The organism is Streptomyces spinosisporus (assembly GCF_022698145.1).
Lineage (GTDB): Bacteria > Actinomycetota > Actinomycetes > Streptomycetales > Streptomycetaceae > Streptomyces > Streptomyces spinosisporus.
On sequence record NZ_JALDAX010000013.1, the window covers coordinates 1 to 23073 of the forward strand.

Genomic DNA, 23073 nt, shown 5'->3' on the forward strand with positions numbered 1-23073 from the left:
TCGCCTCAGAGAGACGGGGTATCAACATATCTGGCGTTGATTTTTGGCACGCTGTTGAGTTCTCAAGGAACGAACGCTTCCTTCGTACTCACCCTCACGGGCTTTCCTCCGGGCGCTTCCCTTCGTTCTTGCGATTCCGACTCTATCAGATCCTTTCGGGCCTGATTCCCTGTCGGCGGGGCCTTTCGACATTCACTACGTTAGCCGATTCCCTTGCCAACTCATAATCGAGTTCCGCGAGATTGAATTCAGGCATGCGGGCACGCCGAATTCGACCCCGCTGAGGGGTGACCGTAGGTAGTGGTTTGGCCGCTTCCGGCTGCTGGCGAATGCCGTACCCGGTTCAAGCGGCTCGGGCTACATTACGCACCCTCCGAGGGCGCGTCAACTTCGTCGACGCCTGGGTACGTGGGCCCGATAAGGGCTCACGGTCGGGTCGTTGGAGACCCAGAAGCGCCAGGGGTGGACGCCACCATCACCGGCCACACCTGTGCGCGGGCCGTTGCTTACCTGGTCGGAGCCGGTAGCAGTGCCCGTCAGGATCCGCAAGGGGGTCTCTCCGGGGGCGCAGGCGTCCGTGCCGTTCAGGGCGCGGTCCACACCCAGGGCCGTGGCCAGACGGGCAGGGCCTTTGGCCAGTTCTTTGTCGTTTCGGGCCGAGAGTCGACGTTTACGGGCGAGTTCGGCGCCCTCGATCACCTCGCCGGCCCGGAGCAGGACCGCGCTCGCGCGCCCCTCCGGTCCGCACACGAGGTTCATGCAGAACCACATGCCGTAGGTGAAGTAGACGTACACATGGCCGGGCGGACCGAACATCACGTCGTTGCGGGCGGTGCGGCCGCGATAAGCGTGGGAGCCGGGGTCGGCAGCGCCGTCGTAGGCCTCGACCTCCGTCAGGCGCAGGGCGATCGGACCGTCCGGGGTCGTACGTACGAGGATGCGGCCGAGGAGGTCGGGGGCGACCTCCAATACGGGGCGGTCGAAGAACTCCCTGGGGAGTGGCGTACGGTCCGGGGGCGTGATCATGGCGTCCGAGCCTAGTCCAGACCGGTGGATGCCAAGGGGTGGTCAAGCCCCGGTCTGATTGCCAGGGTGAGGGCGCGGAACCGGATGTGCCCGGATCGCGTTTGTAGGGATCAAGGGTCCACACGTAAAGGGAGAGTCATGGCGTTCAAGAAGCTGCTCGCGAGTCTGGGGGCCGGCGGGGCTTCGGTCGAGACGGTGCTGACCGAGGTCAACGTCGTTCCGGGTGGCGTCGTCCAGGGTGAGGTGCGGATCCAGGGCGGGTCCGTGAACCAGGAGATCGAGGGCCTGTCGGTGGGCCTGCAGGCCAAGGTCGAGGTCGAGAGCGGCGACGAGGAGTACAAGCAGAACATCGAGTTCACGAAGGTGAGCCTCGGCGGGGCCTTCGAGCTGCAGGCCGGGGCGGTGCACGCCGTGCCGTTCGGGCTGGAGATCCCGTGGGAGACGCCGATCACGATGATCGACGGGCAGGCGCTGCGCGGGATGAACATCGGTGTGACCACCGAGCTGGCGATCGCCCGCGCCATCGACTCCGGTGACCTGGACCCGATCAATGTGCACCCGCTGCCGGCGCAGAAGGCCATTCTGGACGCCTTCATCCAGCTGGGCTTCCGCTTCAAGAACGCGGACATGGAGCGCGGTCACATCCGCAACACACGTCAGCGGCTGCCGTTCTACCAGGAGATCGAGTTCTTCCCGCCGTCGCAGTACCGCGGGCTGAACCAGGTCGAGTTGAGCTTCGTGGCCGACGAGCACGCCATGGACGTCGTCCTGGAGATGGACAAGAAGCCCGGTCTGTTCAGCGAGGGCAGTGACACCTTCCGTTCGTTCCAGGTGGGTCAGCACGACTTCCAGGGGACCGACTGGGCGGCGTATCTCAACCAGTGGCTGTCCGAGGTCGGCAGCAAGCGGAACTGGTTCTAGGCTCGGAACTGCTGATTCCGTAATCGATCAGGAGGTACCGAGGTGACCGAGCTCAAGCGGCGGCCGCTCCCCCACGACTTCCATCCGCCCGTGCCGGCGTTCACGGTGACGAGTGAGGACGTCCAGGAGGGCGCCACGCTCAAGGACGCTCAGGTCTTCGCGGCCGGCAACACCTCGCCGCAGCTGCGGTGGGAGGGTTTCCCGGCCGGGACGAAGAGCTTCGCCGTGACCTGCTACGACCCGGACGCCCCGACGGGCAGCGGGTTCTGGCACTGGACCGTGTTCGACATCCCGGCCTCGGTGACCGAGCTGCCGGCGGGTGCGGGCAGCGGCAAGTTCGAGGGACTGCCCGAGGGCGCCGTGCAGGTGCGCAACGACTACGGGACGAAGGAGTTCGGCGGCGCCGCGCCGCCGCCCGGTGACGGGCCGCACCGTTATGTGTTCACGGTGTACGCCGTGGACCAGGAGAAGCTGGGTCCAAATTCCGATGCCTCTCCGGCGGTCGTCGGTTTCAATCTGCGCTTCCACACGCTGGCCCGCGCGCAGCTGGTCGGCGAGTACGAGGTGCCTGCGGAAAGCTGATGTCCGCCGAAGCCTGACGTTCATTGAACGTTTGCCCGCCCCCGGTCATGGAAGTGATCGGGGGCGGGCATTTTTTATTGCGTTGTCCATCTCGGCGTGCCCGGCCAGAGTTGATCCAAGCCCGCCAGGGGGGTGGGCCGGTGCACATGGGAGGTGGGCTGGATGCGGGACACGCTGGTGCTGAACGCGAGCTTCGAGCCGCTGTCTACGGTGACGATGAACCGGGCTGTCGTTCTGGTGCTGCAGGACAAGGCCGTCGTCGAGCAGGCCCACCCCGAACTGCGCATGCGCGGTGCCGCGGTCGACATACCCGTGCCCCGGGTGATCCGGCTGTGCAGATACGTGAAGGTGCCGTTCCGAAGACAAGCGCCATGGTCCAGGCGAGGTGTGCTGGTCAGGGACCGGCACCGGTGCGCCTACTGCGGCAGGCGCGCGACGACCGTGGACCACGTGGTGCCGAAGTCGCGGGGCGGGCAGGACTCCTGGCTCAACACGGTTGCCTCGTGTGCGGAGGACAATCACCGGAAGGCGGATCGGACTCCTGAGCAGGCCGGGATGCCGCTGTTGCGGCAGCCGTTCGAGCCGACGCCGCAGGATGCGATGTTGCTGACGCTGGGGGCGGAGGAGTTTTCGGCTCTGCCGGCTTGGCTGGCTCGGGATGCTGCCTGAGTTTTCGCCGTAGGGTGCCAGGTTGTTGGTTGGGCGCGGGTGGGTTGTGGCTTGTCGCGCAGTTCCCCGCGCCCCCAAGAACTTCAGTCGCCCGCGCTCCCAGAGAAACCGCAGCCTCCCGCGCCCCCGAAAAACCTCAGTCTATGGACGGCCTCTCGCGCCGTTCTGTCGCCTTCTCGGGGGCGGGGGTGCCGCCGCCCGGGGTGCCGCTCAGGCCGAAGTTGCCCATGGCGCCGGACAGGCCCTTGAGGGCGTCGCCGATCTCGCTGGGGACGATCCAGAGCTTGTTGGCGTCGCCCTCGGCGATCTTCGGGAGCATCTGGAGGTACTGGTAGCTCAGCAGCTTCTGGTCGGGGTCGCCGGCGTGGATCGACTCGAAGACCGTACGGATCGCCTGGGCTTCACCCTCGGCTCGCAGGGCGGCCGCCTTGGCCTCACCTTCGGCGCGCAGGATCTGGGACTGCTTCTCGCCCTCGGCGGTGAGGATCGCGGCCTGGCGCGTACCTTCGGCGGTGAGGATCGCGGCGCGCTTGTCACGGTCGGCGCGCATCTGCTTCTCCATCGAGTCCTGGATGGAGGTGGGCGGTTCGATCGCCTTGAGCTCGACGCGGTTGACGCGGATGCCCCACTTGCCGGTGGCCTCGTCGAGGACGCCGCGCAGGGCCGCGTTGATCTCCTCGCGGGAGGTCAGGGTCCGCTCCAGGTCCATGCCGCCGATGATGTTGCGGAGCGTGGTGACGGTCAGCTGCTCGATCGCCTGGATGTAGCTGGCGACTTCGTAGGTGGCCGCGCGGGCGTCGGTGACCTGGTAGTAGATGACCGTGTCGATGTTCACGACCAGGTTGTCCTGGGTGATCACCGGCTGGGGCGGGAAGGGCACGACCTGTTCGCGCAGGTCGATGCGGTTGCGGATGGTGTCGATGAACGGGACGACGATGTTGAGGCCCGCGTTGAGCGTCCGTGTGTAGCGGCCGAAGCGCTCGACGATGGCGGCGCTGGCCTGCGGGATGACTTGGATCGTCCTGATCAGGGCGATGAAGACCAACACCACCAGAATGATCAGGACGATGATGATCGGTTCCATCGGTCTTCCCGTACCCTTCTCCGCCTCGGCGCTTTCGGAAGATCTTATGGCTGTTGAAGATCTTGCTGGTCGAGTCTGTCAGACCGTCGCACAACTCGGGGGCTGTTCGGTTCAGTTGAGTCCTACGAGGTCAGATGACGATCGCGGTGGCACCTTCGATCTCCACGACATCCACTTCCTGGCCGACTTCATAGGCGCTGCCGTTGTCGAGGGAGCGTGCCGACCAGATCTCGCCGCCGAGCTTGATGCGCCCTCCGGAGGCGTCGACGCGCTCCAGTACTACGGCTTGCTTGCCCTTCAACGCCTCTACGCCGGTGGCGAGTTGGGGGCGTTGCGCGCTGTGCCGGGCCGCGATGGGCCGTACGACGGCGATGAGGGCGACCGAGACGACGACGAAGGCGAGGACCTGGGCCACGACGCCGAAGCCCAGTCCGGCCATGACCGCGGCGGCGACGGCGCCCACGGCGAGCATGCCGAATTCCGGCATTGCCGTGACCACGAGGGGGATTCCGAGCGCAGCCGCGCCTACGAGCCACCACACCCAAGCGTCGATGTCGTTCACATGGTCATGGTAGGACCGCGGGTCCCGCCTCCGACAGGGCGCGATGCGCGGCAGCGGGCTTCTTGTCCGGGCTTTCGCGGGTGCTTCACAGAGTGGTGCTGCACCGAGTCAGGACAGCGGCAGGCCCTGGGCGGTCCAGCGGTCACCCACCTGTTCCACGACGAGCGGGAGGCCGAAGCACAAGGAGAGGTTGCGGCTGGTGAGTTCGAGCTCCAGCGGGCCGGCGGCGAGCACCTTGCCCTGACGGATCATCAGGACGTGGGTGAAGCCGGGGGCGATCTCCTCGACATGGTGGGTGACCATGATCATCGAGGGGGCGATCGGGTCGCGGGCGAGGCGGCCGAGGCGGCGTACGAGGTCCTCGCGGCCGCCGAGGTCGAGGCCGGCGGCGGGCTCGTCGAGGAGGAGCAGCTCGGGGTCGGTCATCAGGGCGCGGGCGATCAGGGTGCGCTTGCGCTCGCCCTCGGAGAGGGTGCCGAACTTCCGGTCGACGTACTCGGTCATGCCGAGGCGGTCGAGGAAGGCGCGGGCGCGCTGCTCGTCGACGTCCTCGTACTCCTCCTGCCAGCCGGCCGTCATGCCGTACGCGGCGGTCAGCACGGTCTGCAGGACGGTCTGGCGCTTGGGGAGCTTGTCGACCATGGCGATGCCGGCCACGCCGATGCGCGGGCGCAGCTCGAATACGTCGGTGCCGGGCCTGCCGAGGGTCTCGCCGAGGATGGTCGCGGTGCCCTTGCTGGGGTAGAGGTAGCTGGACGCGACGTTGAGGAGGGTGGTCTTGCCGGCGCCGTTCGGGCCGAGGATGACCCAGCGCTCGCCTTCCTTGACCGACCAGGAGACCTGGTCCACCAGAGCCCGGCCCTCCCGGACCACGGATACGTCCTGAAGCTCCAGAACATCGCTCATGAGCGCGTTGTCTCCCCTTGCAGTGTGACCGGTCTCGGCGTCTCGGCTGTGCGTGCGCGTTTGTGGGCGCCGCCCTCAACGAAATCTACGCCACCGGCCGCCCGGTCCATTCCATCGGTCCGGTCCTTAGGGTGGAGGCATGCTCTCGGAACCGCGTTCAGGACGCCTTGCGGCTTGGGGAAATGCCCTTTTGGCCGGACTTGTCTCTCCCGATGATGCCGTGCTCACGATCGTCGGGGACGATGCCGTGCACCGTATGGAGGGGCTGCCCGGTGAAACGGGGCCGGTAGGGCTCACACTCGCGCTCGGGCGGCTGCGGGCACTCGGCGTGACCGGGCTGCGGCTGGCGCTGCCCGCGCCGGGCCATCCGCTGGGGCTGAGCGGTCCGCCGGAGTTCAACGCACGGGCGTTGGACGCCGAGGAGGCGGTCATCTGTTACGGCGCCGCGTTCGGGCTGGTGCCCGAGGTGTACGAGGCCGGGCCCGAGGGCGATCTGCATGTCGAGGTGGTCTGGCACTGTCTGCCGGTCCGGGAGGCACCGCCCGCCGACGTGCCCTCCCTCGGCGAGGCCGAGCGGGAGCTGGCGGAGGCTCTGCGGGACGCCACGGAGGTGTTGTCGCGGCTGGACGTCGCCGCGTCGGGGCCGGTGGCGGAGGCGGCGATCGATGCGTACCGGGCACGGGCCGAGCGGAAGCGGGACGTGCTGGCTCCGGGGTATCCGCCGCGGGCGGTGCGGGTGCTGGAGCTGGCGCAGCGGGTCGGACTGCTGGTCTCGCTGGCCCGGGAGAACGGGCACGGGGGCGCGGTGAGCTCCGCGGAGATGGGGGCGCGGGCGGAGGCGCTGCGGCCGGTGGAGCGGGTGGCTCGGCGGGCGCAGGTCGCCGCGTACAACTCCGTTGTGGAGGAGCGGGAGCGGGGGGTGAGGTGAGCGGGGGTGTGCAGTGAGCGCCGGGTTCTTTGGCGCCGGTGTTCGGGGTGCCGTAGCTGGGGGCTTTGCCCCCAGACCCCCTTTTCGACCTGGACGGCCTCGTCCTCAAGCGCCGGACGGGCTGGATGGCTGACGTGCGCCGAGACGGTTCCGCATGAACGGGACCGTTCCGCGTAAAAGTGACCCCGGCCTCCCGCTTGCTGACGGGAGGCCGGGGTCACTGCGTACATGAGACCGCGTCAGCGGTTGAGGCCCAGGTTGCCGAAGGCCGGGTTCAGGACGCCCACGACGTTCACGCTGTTGCCCACCGCGTTCACCGGGATGTGCACCGGGGCCTGGACGAGGTTGCCCGAGATGACACCGGGCGAGCCCACGGCCTTGCCGTCGGCGTGTGCGTCGGTGGCGGAGGCCATACCGGCACCAGCGGCGATCAGACCGCCGGCCACCATCGTCACGGCCGCTGCCTTCTTCAGGTTCTTCACTGTTCTAAGCCCTCCCTGGCGATTGCTGCGACGCTCGCCGCAGCACGCAATCAAGAACGGCGGAGATCCACGAAGGATGCGCCATCCGGGGGACATTCCCACGACGGTATGAATCTCAGTCCGGAACGGAACCCTCCGTGTTGCCGTCCGGCGCGCCCGCGCGTGCGGCTCGTGTCAGCCGGTCACGCCGTGGCGCACGGCCCACAGAGCCGCCTGGGTGCGGTCCGCCAAATCGAGCTTCATCAGGATGTTCGAGACGTGGGTCTTGACGGTCTTCTCGGACAGGACGAGGGCGCGCGCGATCTCGCGGTTCGAGCGGCCGTCCGCTATCAGGCCCAGCACCTCGCGCTCCCGCTCCGTGAGTGAACCGCCTCTCCCCTGGCCCGAGTTGGCCTCCTCCTGGGAGAGCAGGGCGCCCGCGACCTCGGGCTGGAGCAGGATGTGCCCGGCGTGCACGGAGCGGATGGCTCCGGCGAGTGCGTCCGGGTCCACGTCCTTGTAGACATAGCCGGCGGCGCCCGCGCGCAGGGCCGGGACCACCGTGCGCTGCTCGGTGAAGCTGGTGACGATCAGCACGCGCGCGGGGTTGTCCAGCTCGCGCAGTCTGCGCAGGGCGTCCACGCCGTCCATGCCCGGCATCTTGACGTCCATCAGGACGACGTCGGGCCGCAACTCCTCGGCGCGGGCGACTCCTTCGGCGCCGTCGGCCGCCTCGCCCACGACCTCGATGTCGTCCTGCACCTCCAGGAAGGTGCGCAGGCCGCGGCGGACCACCTGGTGGTCGTCGACGAGCAGCACCTTGATTGCGTCAGCCACCGGGGACCTCCATCTCGATCGTGGTGCCCTTTCCGGGCGCCGACTCCACGGTCAGCGTGCCGCCGACCCCGCTCGCGCGGTCGCGCATGGAGACCAGGCCCAGATGGCGTCCCGCCCGTCGTATCGCCTTCGGGTCGAAACCGCTGCCGTCGTCCGTCACCCGCAGGACCGCCGCGGTGCCGCGCCGGGCCAGGGTCACGTCGACCCGCTGTGCGCCGGAGTGCCGCAGGGCGTTGTGCAGGGCCTCCTGGGCGACGCGGAGAAAGGCCTCCTCCTGGGAGGCGGGCAGCGCCCGTACGCCACAGCAGTCGAAGGTCACGCGCGCGGTGTGGGCGCGGTCGAGGACCTGGATCTGGGTGCGCAGGGTGGCCACGAGGCCGTCCTCGTCGAGGGCCGCGGGGCGCAACTCCACGACGGCGGCGCGCAGTTCGTCGGCGGCCTCGGCGGCGAGCGCCGCCACCTGCTGCAGCTCGCCCTTGGCCCGGGAGGGGTCGCGGTCGACGAGGGCGGCGGCGGCCTGGGCGGTCAGGCGCAGGGAGAAGAGCTTCTGGCTGACCGCGTCGTGCAGTTCGTGGGCGAGCCGGGAGCGCTCCTCGGCGATCGTGAGCTCGCGGCTGCGCTCGTACAGGCGCGCGTTGGTGAGGGCGATCGCCGCGTGCTGGGCGAAGATCTCCAGCAGCTCCGCGTCGTCCTCGGTGAAGCCGCAGCCGCCCTCCGGCTTGGGGCAGTTCTTGTTGGCGAGGAAGAGCGCGCCGATGACCTCGTCGCTGTCCTTGATGGGCAGGCCCAGGAAGTCGGACATGTCGGGGTGGGCGGAGGGCCAGCCCTCGAAACGGAGGTCCTTGCGCACATCGGCGAGGCGCTCGGTCTTCGCCTCCTGCAGCATCGAGGCGAGGATGCCGTGCTGGCGCGGGAGGGGGCCGATGGCCTTCCACTGGGCGTCGCTCACGCCGTCGACGACGAACTGGGCGAAGCCGCCGTGGTCGTCGGGGACCCCCAGCGCGGCGTACTGCGCGCCGAGCAGCTCGCGGGCCGAGGCGACGATCGTCTTGAGGACGTCGCGCACCTCGAGATGCCTGCTCATCGCCAGCAGTGCGGCACTCACCGCCGCCAGGCCGGACCGGGGCTCCTGACTCATGTCCTCAAGGTACCGGCGGGGTGTGACAGCGCGGATCGGACCTGTGGCGGCGCCGACTGCGCCGGTGGGCCTAGGGCCGGAGAACTAGGGCGAGGGCCCCGGGCCTACGGCTTAGGGCGAAGGGCCCCGGCATCTTGCGGCCCGCGTCCGAGGCGGGGCGGGCGGTGCGGTTCCTACGTTGAAGTCACCGCCGATCGAGAGGCGGCCGAGACGAGGGGACGTGTCATGCCGGTAGCGATCATCACGGGGGCCTCGAAGGGGCTGGGACGGGCGCTGGCCGAGGCGCTGGCCGCGCGCGGCTGGGATCTGGTGCTGGACGCCAGAACGGCCGGGGTCCTTCAGGAGGCGGCGGACGGAGTCAGGACGTACGGCACGCGCGTGACGGCACTGCCCGGGGATGTGACGGACGCCGGTCACCGGGCCGAGCTGGTGGCCGCCGCCTGGCGGCTGGGCGGGCTCGATCTGCTGGTGAGCAATGCGAGCGCCCTGGGCGCCAAGCCTCTCGTACGCCTGGAGGCGCTTCCTGCTGAGGGGCTGCGGCGGGCGCTGGAGGTGAACGTGGTGGCCGCGCTGGGCCTGGTCCAGGAGGCGCTGCCGCTGCTGCGGGCGTCCGGGGCGGGCACGGTGATCACGGTCAGTTCGGACGCGGCCGCCGAGGCGTATGAGACATGGGGCGGGTACGGGGCGTCGAAGGCGGCCCTGGACCATCTCGCCGCGGTGCTCGGCGCGGAGGAGCCGGGGCAGCGGGTCTGGGCCGTCGACCCGGGCGACATGGCCACCGATCTGTACGCGGCGGCCGTACCGGACGACGGCGATCCGCGGCCGGCGCCCGTCAGTGTGGTGCCGGGCTTCCTGCGGCTGCTGGACGAGCGACCGGCCAGTGGCCGCTATGCGGTTCCGGCGCTGCTGGAGGGGCAGCGATGACGGTGGCGACGGGCGTCCCTCCGCGCGAGCCTGTCCGGGCGTGGAGCAAGGTCCCGGAGGAACTGCTCGCCCGCGTTCCGGTCGAGCAGCGCGGGGCCGGGCTCGGCCGGGATGCCGTACGGCTGCTCGTGTCGCGCGGGACGCAGGTGTCGCACCACGCCTTCACGGAGCTGCCGCGGCTGCTGCGGGCCGGAGACCTGCTCGTGGTGAACACCTCGCCCACGCTGGCGGCCGCCGTGGACGGGCGGGTCGGGCACGCGCGCGTGGTGGTGCATTTCTCCACGCGCGCAGACGACGGGCGGTGGGCCGTCGAGCTGCGCGATCCCGACGGAAAGGGCACCACGCGCGCGCGTGCGGGCGGGCCCGCGGGTGTGGAGGTGCGCCTGCCGGGGGGTGTGCGGCTGGTCCTGGAGGAGCCGCTCGGCGCGCACGCCGACCGGCTGTGGTGGGCGCGGGCGTCCGGGGCGGAGGTCCTCGGGATGCTGCGGGAGCACGGGCGGCCCATTCGCTACTCCTATACGGAGCGGGATCAGCCGCTGTCGGTGTACCAGACGGTGTTCGCGCTGCCGACGGCCGACGGGGCGGGCAGTGCGGAGATGCCGAGCGCGGCGCGGCCCTTCACCGCGCGGCTGGTGGCCGAGCTGGTGAGCCGGGGCGTGCAGTTCGCGCCGATCACGCTGCACACCGGGGTGGCCTCGGCGGAGGCGCACGAGCCGCCGTATCCGGAGCGGTTCTCGGTGCCCGGGGCCTCGGCGCGGCTGATCAACGCGGCGCGGGCGGGCGGCGGGCGGGTCGTCGCCGTCGGGACGACCGCTGTACGGGCGGTGGAGTCCGCTGCCGGGCCCGACGGCGTCGTACGCGCGCGTGCGGGGTGGACGGACCTCGTCATCACCCCGGAGCGCGGGGTGCGGGTGGTGGACGGGCTGCTGACCGGTCTGCACGAGCCGGAGGCCTCCCATCTGCTGATGCTGGAGGCGATCGCCGGACGGGCCGCGATCGACCGCGGCTACGACGAGGCGCTGCGCGGTCTGTATCTGTGGCACGAGTTCGGGGACGTCCATCTCCTCCTTCCGGAGGAGAGTCCTCACACAGAGCATTGCTGCAGCAACTGCTGGTGAGACCTTAACGGGCCCGATGTGAGCCCGCGCATAGGGCGCACATCACGTACGAAGGACGTTAGGAGATAAAGCGTCCCCTTTTGAGCGGGGCGGACGGTCCAGTCTGCCCCGTTTTGCCCTTCCCTGATCCACTATCCAGGATCGTACGTCACACCTTTGCCTGGAGTTTTTGCGGTCGCTAAGAATGGCTGCCGTCGCTGAGCGCCGCGGGTTCCCACCGCGGCGTTTGTGCGGGCCGGGCCCCATGCCCCCCGCAGACCCCGAGCGACTCCGCGCTATTCGAAGAGGTCCGTCTGCCATGCCCAAGAAGTTCGAGATTCGCCGACTCAGTCGTTCGCTCAACCGCCACCAGCGGATCGCCGTGGCCGGTGTCGCCACCCTCGGTGCCGCCGCTCTCGCCTTCTCCGCGGTGCCCAGCAACGCCGACACGACCACGCAGGACACCGCGGCCTCCACGGCCAAGGTGGAGTACAGCACCAAGCCCATCAAGGACGTCAAGGCCGACGTCACCGACCAGCTCGCCGGTGCCGACCTGAAGGCGCAGGCCGCGAAGAAGGCCGCCGCCGAGAAGGCCGCGGCGAAGAAGGCCGCCGCGCAGAAGAAGGCCGCTGCCGCCGCCGCTGCCAAGAAGAAGGCCGAGGCCGCGCGCAAGGCCAAGGAGGCCGCGAGCCGGTCCGCCAAGCGCGCCACCGTCAAGAAGGCCGTCACCAAGACCTACGCCAACAACCTGGACGGCTGGATCAAGCAGTCCCTGGACATCATGAAGTCCAAGGGCATCCCGGGCAGCTACAACGGTCTGTACCGCAACATCATGCGGGAGTCCTCCGGCAACCCGAACGCGATCAACGGCTGGGACATCAACGCCATCAACGGCATCCCGTCGAAGGGCCTGCTGCAGGTCATCCCGCCGACCTTCAGCGCCTACCACGTCGCCGGCACGTCCTGGAACATCTACAACCCGGTCGCCAACATCACCGCTGCCGCCAACTACGCGGCCGACAAGTACGGCTCGATCGACAACGTCAACAGCGCGTACTGAGGTCGGCGCGGACCTCTTCACGTGAACTGAACGCCGAAGGGCGGCACCCCCTGACGGGTGCCGCCCTTCGTGGTACGAGGCCGCCGTACGACAGCGACGTACGAGCGCGCCTACTTGCGCATGACCTCCGGTTCGTGGCGGCGCAGGAAGCGGGCCACGAAGAAGCCGCAGATGATGCCGAGGACGATCAGGGCGAGCATGTCCATGCCCCAGGCGCCGACCGTGTGCTCCCACAGCGGGTCGTTGCTCTTGCCCTTGCCGGGCGGGCTGATCTTGTTGAAGTCCAGCGTGGCGCCCGCGGCGGCCACCGCCCAGCGCGACGGCATCAGGTACGAGATCTGGTTGGCGCCGATCGAGCCGTTCAGAGCGAACAGGCAGCCGGTGAACACGACCTGGATGATCGCGAACATGACCAGCAGCGGCATGGTCTTCTCGGCGGTCTTCACCAGCGACGAGATGATCAGGCCGAACATCATCGAGGTGAAGCCCAGCGCCATGATCGGCAGCGAGAGCTCCAGGAGCGTGGCGTTGCCGAGGACGAGCCCCTTCTCGGGGATCTCGCGGCTGGCGAAGCCGATGACGCCGACCATCAGGCCCTGCAGCAGGGTGACCGCGCCGAGCACGAAGACCTTGGACATCAGATAGGCGGAGCGGGACAGGCCGGTCGCGCGTTCCCGCTCGTAGATGACCCGTTCCTTGATCAGCTCACGGACGGAGTTCGCGGCGCCGGCGAAGCAGGCGCCGACCGCGAGGATCAGCAGCACCGTGGTGGCCGTGCCGTTCGGGACGGGCTGGCCGGTGGCCCGGTTGATCATCGGGTTGGGCAGCAGGCCCTTGCCCGAGTCGATGAGCAGGCTCACCGAGCCGAGGACGAGCGGCAGGATCACCGTCAGGGCCAGGAAGCCCTTGTCGGAGGCGATGACCGAGACATAGCGGCGCACCAGCGTGACGAACTGGGACATCCAGCCCTGCGGCTTCGGCGGCTTCATCGCCTGCATCGGCGGCATCTGTACGGACTGCGGCGCAACGGCGTCGATGTCCGCGGCGTACATCTGGTAGTGCTGCGAGCCCTTCCAGCGTCCCGCCCAGTCGTAATCGCGGTAGTTCTCGAAGGCGGAGAAGACGTCGGCCCAGCTGTCGTAGCCGAAGAAGTTCAGCGCCTCCTCCGGCGGGCCGAAGTAGGCGACCGCGCCGCCCGGGGCCATCACCAGGAGCTTGTCGCAGATCGCCAGCTCCGCCACCGAGTGGGTGACGACGAGGACCGTGCGGCCGTCGTCGGCGAGGCCCCGCAGCAGCTGCATGACGTCGCGGTCCATGCCCGGGTCGAGGCCGGAGGTCGGCTCGTCCAGGAAGATCAGGGACGGCTTGGTGAGCAGCTCCAGGGCCACCGAGACACGCTTGCGCTGGCCACCGGAGAGGGAGGTGACCTTCTTCTCCTTGTGGATGTCGAGCTTGAGCTCGCGCAGCACCTCGTCGATGCGGGCCTCGCGCTCGGCGCCGGTGGTGTCGGCGGGGAAGCGGAGCTTGGCCGCGTATTTCAGCGCCTTCTTGACGGTCAGCTCCTTGTGCAGGATGTCGTCCTGCGGGACCAGACCGATGCGCTGGCGCAGCTCGGCGAACTGCTTGTAGAGGTTGCGGTTGTCGTAGAGGACATCGCCCTGGTTGGCGGGCCGGTAGCCGGTGAGCGCCTTGAGCAGCGTCGACTTTCCGGAACCGGACGGGCCGATGACCGCGATCAGCGACTTCTCCGGGACGCCGAAGGAGACGTCCTTGAGGATCTGCTTGCCGCCGTCGACCGTGACGGTCAGATGGCGGGCCGAGAAGGAGACCTCACCGGTGTCGACGAACTCCTCGAGGCGGTCGCCGACCAGGCGGAAGGTGGAGTGGCCGACGCCGACGATGTCGTTCGGGCCGAGCAGCTGCGAGCCGCCCTTGGCGATCGGCTGGCCGTTGACGTACGTGCCGTTGTGCGAGCCGAGGTCGCGGATCTCGAAGCGGCCGTCGGGCGTCGCGTGGAACTCGGCGTGGTGCCGGGAGACCTGCAGGTCGGAGACGACCAGTTCGTTCTCCAGGGCACGGCCGATGCGCATGACGCGGCCGAGCGAGAACTGGTGGAACGTGGTCGGGCTGCGGTCGCCGTAGACCGGCGGCGCCCCCGCGCCACCACCGGGGCCCTGCTGCGCCGGGACCTGCGGCGCCCCCTGCTGCGGCCAGCCGGCCTGCGGGGCCTGCTGCGGCGGCGCCTGCTGCGCCCAGCCGGGGCTCGCGCCCTGGGCGGCGTACGGCTGCTGCTGTGGCTGCACGACGGCGGCCGCCGCACCGGCGACGGTCACCTTCGGGCCGTCGGTCGCGTTGCCGAGGTGCACCGCGGAGCCCGGCCCGATCTCCAACTGGTGGATCCGCTGCCCCTGCACGAAGGTGCCGTTCGTGCTGCCGTGGTCCTCGATGACCCAACTACGGCCGCTCCAGCTGATCGTGGCGTGACGCCAGGACACTCTGGCGTCGTCGATCACCATGTCGCCCTGCGGATCGCGTCCGAGGGTGTACGGCCTGGACGGATCGAGCGTCCAGGTACGTCCATTCAATTCCAGTACGAGTTCCGGCACTCCACGCCCCATGAGTAGTCCCCCGAGTTACCCCCATCACAGGGAGTCTAGGGATGTCGAACATCGTCGGGAACTATTTCAGGCTCGCCCCCCTGACCGAAAGTCGGGCCTTGTGAAGACCACGCGCGTGCGCATCGGATGGTTCCGTTGACGGGGTTGAAACCGACCCGGAGAGTGGTAATCCACGCGAGGGGGACCGGCACGGTGGCCGTGCCGTGCCGCGGATCGGGGGGTCTGCCATGAGCGCGTCGTCGAGGGTCGAGACCGTACGAAGCGGTACGCGGGTGCCGTGGGGAGACATCGTGCTGTCCGCGATCGCCTCGGTGAGCTGGGCGTTGATCGGAATGGCGGGCACGGCGGCGCTGGGTCTGCATCTGCTGGAGGCGGACGCCTCGGCCTCGCTCGGACCGATGACCGCGGCGGTCGTGGCGCTCGCCGCGGGCGGCTCGGTCACCCCGTCCGGCGATGTGTCGGCCTTCGGACTGAAGGGCGCGGAGGCGCACACGGCCGTCACGATCACGCCGCTGGGCGTGAGTCTGGTCGGCGCACTACTGCTGTCCTGGTTCTTTCTACGGTCCCTGCGGTCGACCGGAGTTGTCGTCGCACCGTCCGAACTCCTCGCGCGCGCGGGCGCGGTGGTCGCGCTGTTCGTGGCCACGCTGGGCGGGCTGGCGTGGGCGGGACACGATGTCATCACGATCGACGGGGGCTCACTGGGCCTCGACAAGCTGCCCGGCGGCGGAGGCGGGGGCGGCGGCGTGGAGATCCCCGGTCTCGGCGACATCGGTGACATCGGCGGGCTGCTGCCCGACAACATCGGCAACCTCATCGACGCGAAGGCGGCGGTCGGCTTCACCGTCGACACCGCGCCCACGCTGCTCGGCGGTCTGGTCTGGTGCGCCGGCGTCCTGCTGATCGCCCTGCTGGCCTCGCGCCGCACGCCCCTGCCGACCGGCTGGGAGGCCGTGCACCGGGTCGTGCGGCCGGCGGTGTCGGCGATCGTCGCGGTGATGCTGACGGCGGTGGCGGCCGGCCTCGCGGCGGCCGCGTACGCGGCGATCGGCGACGAGCACCCCAAGCGGATCTTCGGCGCCGCGCTGCTGGGCGCGCCCAACGGCACCTGGCTGGGCATCCCGATCGGCCTGTTCGTGCCGTTCGACGGCAACGCGAGCGGTCCGCTCGCCACCTTCCTGCCGGATCCGCTGGACGACCTGCTCACCGCGAAGACCGACCAGTCGGTGACGCTGGGGCGGCTCGCGGACCTGGACGGGCGGGTGTGGCTGCTGGGCGTGGCGGCGGCCGTGATGATGCTGCTGGCCGGAGTGCTGACGGCGGTGCGGACGCCGGAGGGCACGCCGGTCGCCTTCGCGGGCACGGGCGCCCCCACGGCAGGCGGCGCCGGTGGAACCGGCTCCCCCGGCGTGCGCGAGCCGGGCGCTCTCGCCTTCGCGGGCCGGTGCGCGCTGCGGCTGGGCATCGTCACGGCGTTGACGCTGCCGCTGCTCGCCTGGCTCACGGAGGTGTCCGTGGACGCCTCGCTGTCGGTGCTGGGCTTCGACGCGTTCGGCGCCGGGATCGAGCTGCACGGAAGCCTCGGCATGGCGCTGCTCCTCGGTGCCCTGTGGGGTGCGGGAGCGGGGGCCGCCGGGGCGCTGCTGGCCCGGGCCACGGGTGCGGCGGGACGAAGGGCGGCCCCGCTCGCGCTGACGGCCGTGCCCGCGGGGGCGGCGGCCGAGGGCGCCGGGCAGCCGCAGTACGCGCGCGAGGCGGGCGCCGGGGTTCCGGCCGAGCCGCGCGCGCGACGGGGCGAGCCCGGGCCGTCCGGGCCGTCCGGGCCGTATACGCCCAGCGCCTCGTACCGGGCGCCGAACCCCGCCACCAATCCCTATCTGCAACTGCCGGACGAGCTGCGCGAACCGGAGGACGCACGGCCGCCGTCCGGCGAGACCGCGGACCCCGGTGAGCGGACGCGTGAGCTGCCTCGTGAGCAGGGCGGTGAGCAGGGCGGTGAGCAGCCGCCCAGGACGCCCGAGGAGGGCGCCGGCGGCATGTACGGTGCGCCCACGGTCGCCCGCCCGATCGGTGGCCCGCCTCCGCGGTCCTCGCGCCGTCCACCCCGGCAACGCCCCGGCGACCGCTCGAAGCCCGCACCGGGCGAGCAACCGCCGCCGCCTCCTCCCCCACCGCCACCGCCGCCGGGGAGGCCCAAGGGCCGCCGGTGAGCTGAGGGCGGCGGGTCGTACAAGAGCCCTTCAGCCTCGCGTCACCCACCCGACACCCACTGTTCCGTGTCCGTCAGGCGGACCACAGCGGCGGTGGGCACTGCGTGCCGGATACGGTGGGTACACCATGAGCGCTTCGCAGACCCCGCCCTCTGACGTCACGCCCGACGCCCCCACTCTGCTGGTCAAGATCTTCGGCAAGGACAGGCCGGGCATCACGGCCGGTCTCTTCGACACCCTCGCCGCCTACTCGGTCGACGTGGTCGACATCGAGCAGGTCGTCACCCGTGGCCGAATGGTGCTGTGCGCGCTGGTGACCCAGCCGCCCGCCGGGCTCGAGGGCGACCTGCGCGCGACCGTGCACAGCTGGGCCGAGTCGATGAAGATGCAGGCGGAGATCATCTCCGGCCACGGCGACAACCGGCCACGCGGTCTCGGGCGCTCGCTGGTCACCGTGCTCGGTCATCCGCTCACCTCGGAGGCGACCGCCCGGATCGCCGCCAAGATCGCCAAGGCCGGCGGCAACATCGACCGCATCTTCCGGCTCGCCAAGTACCCCGTCACGGCGGTGGAGTTCGCGGTCTCGGGTGTGGAGACCGAGCCGCTGCGCACGGCTCTCGTGACGGACGCCGCGGCACTCGGTGTCGATGTGGCGGTCGTCGCGGCGGGTCTGCACCGGCGGGCCCAGCGCCTGGTGGTCATGGACGTCGACTCGACGCTCATCCAGGACGAGGTGATCGAGCTCTTCGCGGCGCACGCGGGCTGCGCGGACAAGGTCGCCGAGGTCACCGCGGCCGCGATGCGCGGGGAGCTGGACTTCGAGCAGTCGCTGCACGCGCGCGTGGCGCTGCTCGAGGGGCTCGACGCCTCCGTGGTGGACAAGGTGCGCAGCGAGGTGCGGCTGACACCCGGTGCCCGCACGCTCATCCGCACGCTGAAGCGGCTCGGATACCAAGTGGGCGTCGTATCCGGCGGGTTCACCCAGGTCACCGACGACCTCAAGGAGCGGCTCGGGCTCGACTTCGCCCAGGCCAACACCCTGGAGATCGTCGACGGAAGACTCACCGGCAGGGTCATCGGCGAGATCGTCGACCGTGCGGGCAAGGCGCGGCTGCTGCGCCGGTTCGCCGCCGAGGCGGGCGTACCCCTGGTGCAGACCGTCGCGATCGGTGACGGCGCCAACGACCTGGACATGCTGAACGCGGCCGGTCTCGGGGTCGCCTTCAACGCCAAGCCGGTCGTACGGGAGGCGGCGCACACCGCCGTGAACGTGCCCTTCCTGGACACCGTCCTGTATCTGCTGGGCGTCACCCGCGAAGAGGTCGAGGCGGCGGACACGATGGACGAGCAGTAGAGCGTCGACCAGTAGCGGAGCATCTTCGTACGTCGAGTTCGTACGTCGAGGGGCCCGGCACCGTGGTGGTGCCGGGCCCCTCGTGCGTCGTGGCGGCTACTCGGTCGGTGCCCAGTAGTCGATCAGCTTGGCGGTGGCCGGCTCCAGGCTCTTCCAGGAGCCCTCGAAGGACAGGACCGCGAAGGCGGCGGCCGGGAACCCGCGCTGGCTCATCCGCTCGCGGGCGTCGCCCTCGGCCGAGCCGGCCAGGATGTCGGCGAGGCCCTGCACACCCGGGTTGTGGCCGATGAGCACGGCGTTCTGTGCGTCGTCGGGGGTCTCGTTGAGCAGTGCGATCAGCTCGCCGGGCGAGGCCTCGTAGATACGCTCCTCGTAGACGGTTTTCGGCCGCTGCGGGAACTCGTGAACGGCGAGCTTCCAGGTTTCTCGGGTCCGGATCGAGGTGGAGCACAGGGCCAGGTGGAAGGGGATGCCGGTGTCGGCCAGCTTGCGTCCGGCGACTGCGGCGTCCGTGCGGCCCCGGTCAGCCAGGGGGCGCTCATGGTCGGTCACCTGCGGCCAGTCGGCTTTCGCATGCCGGAAGAGGACGATCCTGCGGGGTTCAGCGACGCTCATGGAATCCAGCTTCGCATGAAACAGGCCATCAGGCGCAGGTAGTTGACCGGCGGTCCGAGAGGGGTATCGGCGGTCCGAGAGGGGCTCAGCGCGCCACGAGCTGCTGTATGCGCTCGAAGAGGTGGGTGATCGCCGGGTCGCTCGCCGCCTGCGCGTGGGTGGGGTTCAGCATCAGGGCCAGGAGCACGATGAAGGCGAGCGTCGGCAGGGCCAGTGCCCACCAGGGCAGCCTGGTCTGGACGCCACCCGTGGTCGACGGGTGGTGCAGGGTCTGCGAACGGGCCGACATGAGAGCCTCCGCGATCTTCGAGTGGTCGGTGACCGCCCCCGCGGTCACGATTCGAAGGTACGCAGTCGGCGGCCCCCAACCCATCCGGAGACCCACCCACTTGACCCTGACACCCGCCCCCTAGGGGATGGTGGGGCTAGCCCCACCATCGGGCGTCACACATCGGCGTCACGCATCGGGCGTCACGGCGAGGCGATCGTCGCGATGATGGCGATGATCACGAAGATGGCGAGGAACGAGCCGAAGACCAGCAGCATCTTCTTCTGGCCGTTCTTGGGGTTCGGGTCGAGCACGGGCATGCGCCAAGTCTCCCACCTCGCGGCGCCGGCACTGCCGCCGGGGGTCAGGCGGCCGCCTCGTCCTCGACCGTGCGGTTGCGGCCCGCCAGGACGCCGACCACCATCTGCGGGATCAGCAGGGCGGTCATGAGGCCGATCGGCAGGCTCCAGCCGCCGCTGTGCTGGTAGAGCACGCCCACCAGGAGCGGCCCGGGGATGGAGATCAGATAGCCGGTGCTCTGCGCGAAGCCGGACAGCTGGGCCACTCCGGCGCTGGTCCTGGACCGCATGCCGACCATCGTCAGGGCCAGCGGGAACGAGCAGTTGGAGATGCCGAGCAGCAGGGCCCACGCCCAGGAGCCGGCGGCGGGGGCGAGATAGAGGCCGGCGTACCCGGCGAGGCCGCACACGCCCAGCGCGATCACGATGGGGCCCTGGTGGGGCAGCCGGGTGGCGAGGCGCGGGATGACGAAGGCCAGCGGCACACCCATGACCATGGTGACGGCGAGCAGCAGTCCCGCGGTGCCCGCGGGCACGCCCGCGTCCCGGAAGATCTGTGCCATCCAGCCCATGGTGACGTAGGCACCGGTGGCCTGGAGCCCGAAGTAGACGGCGAGGGCCCAGGCGGTGCCGCTACGGGTGATCCGCAACGCGGGCGCCGCCACGCGCGCGTGCTCCCGCTGCCCGGCCGGCTGCTCGGCGGACCGGCCGTCGGGCTGTCCGGCGGACCGCGCGCCCGGCTGCTCGGCGGACCGCGCGCCCCGCTGCCGTACGAACGGGATCCACGGCACGATGGCGACCACCCCGAGCAGCGACCAGATCGCGAGCCCCGACTGCCAACTGCCGCCCAGGGCCTCGGTCATGGGCACCGTCACCGCCGCCGCGACCGCGGTGCCCAGGGCGAGGGCCATCGAGTAGAGGCCGGTCATGGAACCGACCCGGTCGGGGAACCAGCGCTTGACGATGACCGGCATCAGGACGTTGCTGACCGCGATGCCCATGAGCGTGAGCGCGCTGGCGGCTAGGAAGCCCGCCGTGCTGTGGGTGTACGGCCGCACCAGGAGTCCCGCGGCGATGGCGACCATGCCGGCGCAGACCACCGCGGCCGGTCCGAAGCGGCGGGCCAGGCGGGGGGCGGTGACGCCGAAGACGGCGAAGCAGAGCGGCGGCACGGAGGTGAGCAGTCCGGCCACGCTGCCGCTCATGCCGAGCCCGTCGCGGACCTCCTCCAGGAGCGCGCCGAGACTGGTGATGGCAGGCCGGAGGTTCAGGGCGGTCAGCACGATGCCGACCACCAGCAGCCGCGTCGCCCACGCGCGCGTGGCGGGCTCTGTGGTCGTGTGCGCCTCCGGGGTGCGTATCTGCGGGGACGTGACCGTCCTGGATTCCTCGCTTGCCATGACGCCCATCATAGAATCATGGGATGATTGGTTGTCCATCGTGCGGCCGTCCCGACCGTCCTGCCCGCCCGGCCCCGTCCCTCCCGTGCGAAGGTGTGCCATGCCCTTGAGCCACCCGCGCCGTTCGGCGCTGTCCGAGCAGGTCATCGCCGCGCTGCGGCATCAGATCACCTCGGGCGAGTGGCCGGTCGGCTCACGCATCCCCACCGAGCCGGAGCTGGTCGAGCAGCTCGGTGTGGCCCGGAACACGGTCCGTGAGGCCGTCCGCGCGCTCGCCCACAACGGCCTGCTGGACATCCGTCAGGGCTCGGGCACCTACGTCGTGGCGACCAGTGAGCTGGCGGGCGTGATGCACCGCCGCTTCGCCGACGCGGACCCGCGGCACGTCGCCGAGCTGCGCTCCACGCTGGAGTCGGCCGCCGCGAGACTGGCCGCCGAGCGGCGCACGGAGAAGGACCTCAAGCAGCTCGACACGCTGCTCGTGCGGCGCGAGGAGGCCTGGGAGTCGGGCGACACGGAGGCGTTCGTGGCGGCGGACGCCACCTTCCACCTGGCGGTGGTGGCGGCGTCCCACAACGACGTGATGAGCGCGATGTACGCCGACCTCGGCGAGGTGCTGCGGGACTGGCTGCGCGACGACGTCGGCGAGGCGCTGACGCCGGAGACGTACATGGAGCACACCCGCCTGGTGGACGCGATCCGCGCGGGCGACGCCGAGGCGGCGGGCTCGGCGGCGGCGAGCTATCCGGTCCTGTGCCGTCCGGGCCGTCCGGGGCGGTTCACCGCTTCTGGTGGCTGATCCACACCGAGCGGACCTCCTCCCAGCACCGTCCGGTGAGCCGTACGGTCATGGCCGGCCAGGCGTCGACCCGGGCGCCGTCGGTGTCGAGGTCCCACCAGCGAGCGCACTCGACGTGCAGGCTGACGCCGTCGGTCCGCGGATAGGGGTTGTGGCAGTACGCGGTCACGTGCGAGCCGGTGATCCGGATGCGGCACTGGGCGCCGAAGGGCTCCGGCGAGGGCGGCTTCGCGGGCTGCACGCGCGCGTGGGGCATCGCGTCGTACGGCAGGGACATCACCTCGTAGGGCAGGGACAGCACGAGGACGACGGCGAAGGTCGCTGAGGCCAAGCTGCGGAACAGACGCACAAGGGGACCTCCTCGGCCGTGCTCGGGAGGGAATCACGTGCCGGAACACGTCATCCCACGTGCTGAACACGTCATCCAGAGTGCCCAGTTGAGGCCCCGACCCGCCCGGCCGGGTAGGCCGAACGGGTGACATGCCAAGGGCGCGCGCCCGGCAGGACACGCGCCCTCGATCGCCGTCGTACGGCAGCGGCGGCGCTCACGCGCCGATGGCGTGCAGACCCCCGTCGACGTGGATGATCTCGCCCGTCGTCTTCGGGAACCAGTCGCTCAGCAGGGCGACGATGCCCTTGCCGGCCGGCTCCGGGTCCTTGAGGTCCCACTCCAGCGGGGAGCGGCTGTCCCACACCGCGGCCAGGTCGCTGAAGCCCGGGATGGACTTGGCGGCCATCGAGCCGATCGGGCCCGCGGAGATGAGGTTGCAGCGGATGTTCTGCTTGCCAAGGTCACGGGCGAGATAGCGGCTGGTGGCCTCCAGGGCTGCCTTGGCCGGGCCCATCCAGTCGTACTGCGGCCAGGCGTACTGGGCGTCGAAGGTGAGGCCGACGACCGAGCCGCCGTTCTGCATCAGCGGCAGACAGGCCATGGTCAGCGACTTCAGGGAGTACGCCGAGACGTGCATGGCCGTGGCGACCGACTCGAACGGCGTGTTCAGGAAGTTGCCGCCGAGCGCGTCCTGCGGCGCGAAGCCGATGGAGTGCACGACGCCGTCGAGGCCGCCGAGCTCCTCGCCGACGACGTCGGCCAGGCGGCCCATGTGCTCGTCGTTGGTGACGTCGAGCTCGATGACCTTGGTGGGCTTGGGGAGCTTCTTGGCGATGCGCTCGGTCAGCGTGGGCCGCGGGAACGCGGTGAGGATGATCTCGGCGCCCTGCTCCTGGGCCAGCTTGGCGGCGTGGAAGGCGATGGAGGACTCCATCAGCACACCGGTGATCAGGACGCGCTTGCCCTCGAGAATTCCGCTCATGG

General features: G+C 70.3%; 24 protein-coding genes. 10 read left to right on the plus strand and 14 right to left on the minus strand.

Annotation, left to right across the window (positions count from 1 at the left end):
- Positions 1–384: 384 nt before the first annotated feature.
- Complete coding sequence (locus tag MQN93_RS29115) at positions 385–1026, minus strand: DNA-3-methyladenine glycosylase (RefSeq protein ID WP_242711900.1); 642 nt, start codon at positions 1024–1026, stop codon at positions 385–387.
- 138 nt (positions 1027–1164) lie between these two features.
- Between MQN93_RS29115 and MQN93_RS29120 the strand changes: the two genes are divergently transcribed.
- The 3 genes from MQN93_RS29120 to MQN93_RS29130 all read left to right on the plus strand — a co-directional run bounded on the left by MQN93_RS29120 (position 1165) and on the right by MQN93_RS29130 (position 3198).
- On the plus strand, positions 1165–1947 hold the full coding sequence (locus tag MQN93_RS29120) for a sporulation protein (RefSeq protein ID WP_242711901.1): 783 nt from the start codon (positions 1165–1167) through the stop codon (positions 1945–1947).
- Positions 1948–1989: 42 nt separating this feature from the next.
- Positions 1990–2529, plus strand: coding sequence for a YbhB/YbcL family Raf kinase inhibitor-like protein (locus tag MQN93_RS29125; protein ID WP_242711902.1), 540 nt, complete (start codon positions 1990–1992; stop codon positions 2527–2529).
- Between the two features lie 162 nt (positions 2530–2691).
- Positions 2692–3198: an HNH endonuclease gene (locus MQN93_RS29130; protein ID WP_016436296.1), complete on the plus strand. Its 507-nt coding sequence runs from the start codon at positions 2692–2694 to the stop codon at positions 3196–3198.
- Between the two features lie 136 nt (positions 3199–3334).
- Here MQN93_RS29130 and MQN93_RS29135 read toward each other — a convergent pair whose 3' ends face one another.
- The 3 genes from MQN93_RS29135 to MQN93_RS29145 all read right to left on the minus strand — a co-directional run bounded on the left by MQN93_RS29135 (position 3335) and on the right by MQN93_RS29145 (position 5750).
- Entirely contained in the window at positions 3335–4282 is a 948-nt protein-coding gene (locus MQN93_RS29135) for an SPFH domain-containing protein (protein ID WP_242711903.1), read from the minus strand.
- Between the two features lie 130 nt (positions 4283–4412).
- Positions 4413–4844: an NfeD family protein gene (locus tag MQN93_RS29140; RefSeq protein WP_037782702.1), complete on the minus strand. Its 432-nt coding sequence runs from the start codon at positions 4842–4844 to the stop codon at positions 4413–4415.
- A 108-nt stretch (positions 4845–4952) separates the two neighbouring features.
- Positions 4953–5750, minus strand: a complete 798-nt coding sequence (locus MQN93_RS29145; protein ID WP_016436293.1) for an ABC transporter ATP-binding protein — start codon at positions 5748–5750, stop codon at positions 4953–4955.
- A 139-nt stretch (positions 5751–5889) separates the two neighbouring features.
- On the opposite strand from MQN93_RS29145, the gene MQN93_RS29150 reads away from it, so the two are divergent.
- Positions 5890–6678 (plus strand): Rv1486c family protein, encoded by a 789-nt coding sequence (locus MQN93_RS29150; RefSeq protein WP_242711904.1) that lies wholly within the window; start codon positions 5890–5892, stop codon positions 6676–6678.
- A gap of 239 nt (positions 6679–6917) precedes the next feature.
- Here MQN93_RS29150 and chpE read toward each other — a convergent pair whose 3' ends face one another.
- From chpE to MQN93_RS29165, 3 genes are all read right to left on the minus strand, one after another.
- Entirely contained in the window at positions 6918–7160 is a 243-nt protein-coding gene (gene chpE / locus MQN93_RS29155; protein ID WP_016436291.1) for a chaplin ChpE, read from the minus strand.
- 174 nt (positions 7161–7334) lie between these two features.
- Positions 7335–7976, minus strand: a complete 642-nt coding sequence (locus tag MQN93_RS29160; protein WP_016436290.1) for a response regulator — start codon at positions 7974–7976, stop codon at positions 7335–7337.
- Positions 7969–9114: a GAF domain-containing sensor histidine kinase gene (locus tag MQN93_RS29165; protein WP_242711905.1), complete on the minus strand. Its 1146-nt coding sequence runs from the start codon at positions 9112–9114 to the stop codon at positions 7969–7971. The genes MQN93_RS29160 and MQN93_RS29165 overlap by 8 nt, the downstream gene beginning before the upstream one ends.
- A 225-nt stretch (positions 9115–9339) precedes the next feature.
- Here MQN93_RS29165 and MQN93_RS29170 point away from each other — a divergent pair, with 225 nt between their 5' ends.
- From MQN93_RS29170 to MQN93_RS29180, 3 genes are all read left to right on the plus strand, one after another.
- The gene (locus MQN93_RS29170) at positions 9340–10038 is read left to right on the plus strand and encodes an SDR family NAD(P)-dependent oxidoreductase (protein ID WP_242711906.1); all 699 of its coding nucleotides are present in this window, start codon (positions 9340–9342) and stop codon (positions 10036–10038) included.
- The gene (locus MQN93_RS29175) at positions 10035–11156 is read left to right on the plus strand and encodes an S-adenosylmethionine:tRNA ribosyltransferase-isomerase (RefSeq protein WP_242711907.1); all 1122 of its coding nucleotides are present in this window, start codon (positions 10035–10037) and stop codon (positions 11154–11156) included. The genes MQN93_RS29170 and MQN93_RS29175 overlap by 4 nt, the downstream gene beginning before the upstream one ends.
- A gap of 298 nt (positions 11157–11454) precedes the next feature.
- On the plus strand, positions 11455–12195 hold the full coding sequence (locus MQN93_RS29180; RefSeq protein ID WP_016436286.1) for a transglycosylase SLT domain-containing protein: 741 nt from the start codon (positions 11455–11457) through the stop codon (positions 12193–12195).
- A 110-nt stretch (positions 12196–12305) separates the two neighbouring features.
- Here MQN93_RS29180 and MQN93_RS29185 read toward each other — a convergent pair whose 3' ends face one another.
- Positions 12306–14801 (minus strand): ABC transporter ATP-binding protein/permease, encoded by a 2496-nt coding sequence (locus MQN93_RS29185; protein ID WP_242712062.1) that lies wholly within the window; start codon positions 14799–14801, stop codon positions 12306–12308.
- A 239-nt stretch (positions 14802–15040) separates the two neighbouring features.
- On the opposite strand from MQN93_RS29185, the gene MQN93_RS29190 reads away from it, so the two are divergent.
- Together MQN93_RS29190 and serB are read left to right on the plus strand one after the other, a co-directional pair.
- Complete coding sequence (locus MQN93_RS29190) at positions 15041–17023, plus strand: streptophobe family protein (RefSeq protein WP_242711908.1); 1983 nt, start codon at positions 15041–15043, stop codon at positions 17021–17023.
- Between the two features lie 127 nt (positions 17024–17150).
- Positions 17151–18377: a phosphoserine phosphatase SerB gene (serB, locus tag MQN93_RS29195; protein WP_016436283.1), complete on the plus strand. Its 1227-nt coding sequence runs from the start codon at positions 17151–17153 to the stop codon at positions 18375–18377.
- Between the two features lie 96 nt (positions 18378–18473).
- Here the strand turns inward: serB and MQN93_RS29200 are convergent, their stop codons facing one another.
- From MQN93_RS29200 to MQN93_RS29210, 4 genes are all read right to left on the minus strand, one after another.
- Entirely contained in the window at positions 18474–18992 is a 519-nt protein-coding gene (locus MQN93_RS29200; RefSeq protein WP_016436282.1) for a SixA phosphatase family protein, read from the minus strand.
- A gap of 85 nt (positions 18993–19077) precedes the next feature.
- Positions 19078–19281: a hypothetical protein gene (locus MQN93_RS29205; protein WP_037783030.1), complete on the minus strand. Its 204-nt coding sequence runs from the start codon at positions 19279–19281 to the stop codon at positions 19078–19080.
- Positions 19282–19463: 182 nt separating this feature from the next.
- Positions 19464–19580 carry an SGM_5486 family transporter-associated protein gene (locus tag MQN93_RS44010; RefSeq protein WP_016436280.1) on the minus strand — a complete coding sequence of 39 codons (117 nt, stop codon included), beginning with the start codon at positions 19578–19580 and terminating at the stop codon, positions 19464–19466.
- Positions 19581–19624: 44 nt separating this feature from the next.
- On the minus strand, positions 19625–20971 hold the full coding sequence (locus tag MQN93_RS29210; protein ID WP_242711909.1) for a CynX/NimT family MFS transporter: 1347 nt from the start codon (positions 20969–20971) through the stop codon (positions 19625–19627).
- An 88-nt stretch (positions 20972–21059) separates the two neighbouring features.
- Between MQN93_RS29210 and MQN93_RS29215 the strand changes: the two genes are divergently transcribed.
- Entirely contained in the window at positions 21060–21758 is a 699-nt protein-coding gene (locus MQN93_RS29215) for a FadR/GntR family transcriptional regulator (RefSeq protein WP_016436278.1), read from the plus strand.
- Here the strand turns inward: MQN93_RS29215 and MQN93_RS29220 are convergent.
- A complete protein-coding gene (locus tag MQN93_RS29220; protein WP_016436277.1) occupies positions 21739–22107 on the minus strand; it encodes a hypothetical protein in 369 nt (122 codons plus the stop codon). The genes MQN93_RS29215 and MQN93_RS29220 overlap by 20 nt on opposite strands.
- Positions 22108–22303: 196 nt before the next feature.
- Positions 22304–23071, minus strand: coding sequence for an enoyl-ACP reductase FabI (fabI, locus tag MQN93_RS29225; protein ID WP_016436276.1), 768 nt, complete (start codon positions 23069–23071; stop codon positions 22304–22306).
- Positions 23072–23073 lie beyond the last annotated feature (2 nt).

What these genes read in the sequence shown, in the direction of transcription:
- MQN93_RS29115 (WP_242711900.1), bottom strand. Translation starts at nt 1,026, where the DNA reads ATGATCACGCCCCCGGACCGTACGCCACTCCCCAGGGAGTTCTTCGAC.
- MQN93_RS29120 (WP_242711901.1), top strand. Translation starts at nt 1,165, where the DNA reads ATGGCGTTCAAGAAGCTGCTCGCGAGTCTGGGGGCCGGCGGGGCTTCG.
- MQN93_RS29130 (WP_016436296.1), top strand. Translation starts at nt 2,692, where the DNA reads ATGCGGGACACGCTGGTGCTGAACGCGAGCTTCGAGCCGCTGTCTACG.
- MQN93_RS29135 (WP_242711903.1), bottom strand. Translation starts at nt 4,282, where the DNA reads ATGGAACCGATCATCATCGTCCTGATCATTCTGGTGGTGTTGGTCTTC.
- MQN93_RS29145 (WP_016436293.1), bottom strand. Translation starts at nt 5,750, where the DNA reads ATGAGCGATGTTCTGGAGCTTCAGGACGTATCCGTGGTCCGGGAGGGC.
- MQN93_RS29150 (WP_242711904.1), top strand. Translation starts at nt 5,890, where the DNA reads ATGCTCTCGGAACCGCGTTCAGGACGCCTTGCGGCTTGGGGAAATGCC.
- MQN93_RS29165 (WP_242711905.1), bottom strand. Translation starts at nt 9,114, where the DNA reads ATGAGTCAGGAGCCCCGGTCCGGCCTGGCGGCGGTGAGTGCCGCACTG.
- MQN93_RS29170 (WP_242711906.1), top strand. Translation starts at nt 9,340, where the DNA reads ATGCCGGTAGCGATCATCACGGGGGCCTCGAAGGGGCTGGGACGGGCG.
- MQN93_RS29175 (WP_242711907.1), top strand. Translation starts at nt 10,035, where the DNA reads ATGACGGTGGCGACGGGCGTCCCTCCGCGCGAGCCTGTCCGGGCGTGG.
- MQN93_RS29180 (WP_016436286.1), top strand. Translation starts at nt 11,455, where the DNA reads ATGCCCAAGAAGTTCGAGATTCGCCGACTCAGTCGTTCGCTCAACCGC.
- MQN93_RS29190 (WP_242711908.1), top strand. Translation starts at nt 15,041, where the DNA reads ATGAGCGCGTCGTCGAGGGTCGAGACCGTACGAAGCGGTACGCGGGTG.
- serB (WP_016436283.1), top strand. Translation starts at nt 17,151, where the DNA reads ATGAGCGCTTCGCAGACCCCGCCCTCTGACGTCACGCCCGACGCCCCC.
- MQN93_RS29200 (WP_016436282.1), bottom strand. Translation starts at nt 18,992, where the DNA reads ATGAGCGTCGCTGAACCCCGCAGGATCGTCCTCTTCCGGCATGCGAAA.
- MQN93_RS29205 (WP_037783030.1), bottom strand. Translation starts at nt 19,281, where the DNA reads ATGTCGGCCCGTTCGCAGACCCTGCACCACCCGTCGACCACGGGTGGC.
- MQN93_RS44010 (WP_016436280.1), bottom strand. Translation starts at nt 19,580, where the DNA reads ATGCCCGTGCTCGACCCGAACCCCAAGAACGGCCAGAAGAAGATGCTG.
- MQN93_RS29210 (WP_242711909.1), bottom strand. Translation starts at nt 20,971, where the DNA reads ATGATGGGCGTCATGGCAAGCGAGGAATCCAGGACGGTCACGTCCCCG.
- MQN93_RS29215 (WP_016436278.1), top strand. Translation starts at nt 21,060, where the DNA reads ATGCCCTTGAGCCACCCGCGCCGTTCGGCGCTGTCCGAGCAGGTCATC.
- fabI (WP_016436276.1), bottom strand. Translation starts at nt 23,071, where the DNA reads ATGAGCGGAATTCTCGAGGGCAAGCGCGTCCTGATCACCGGTGTGCTG.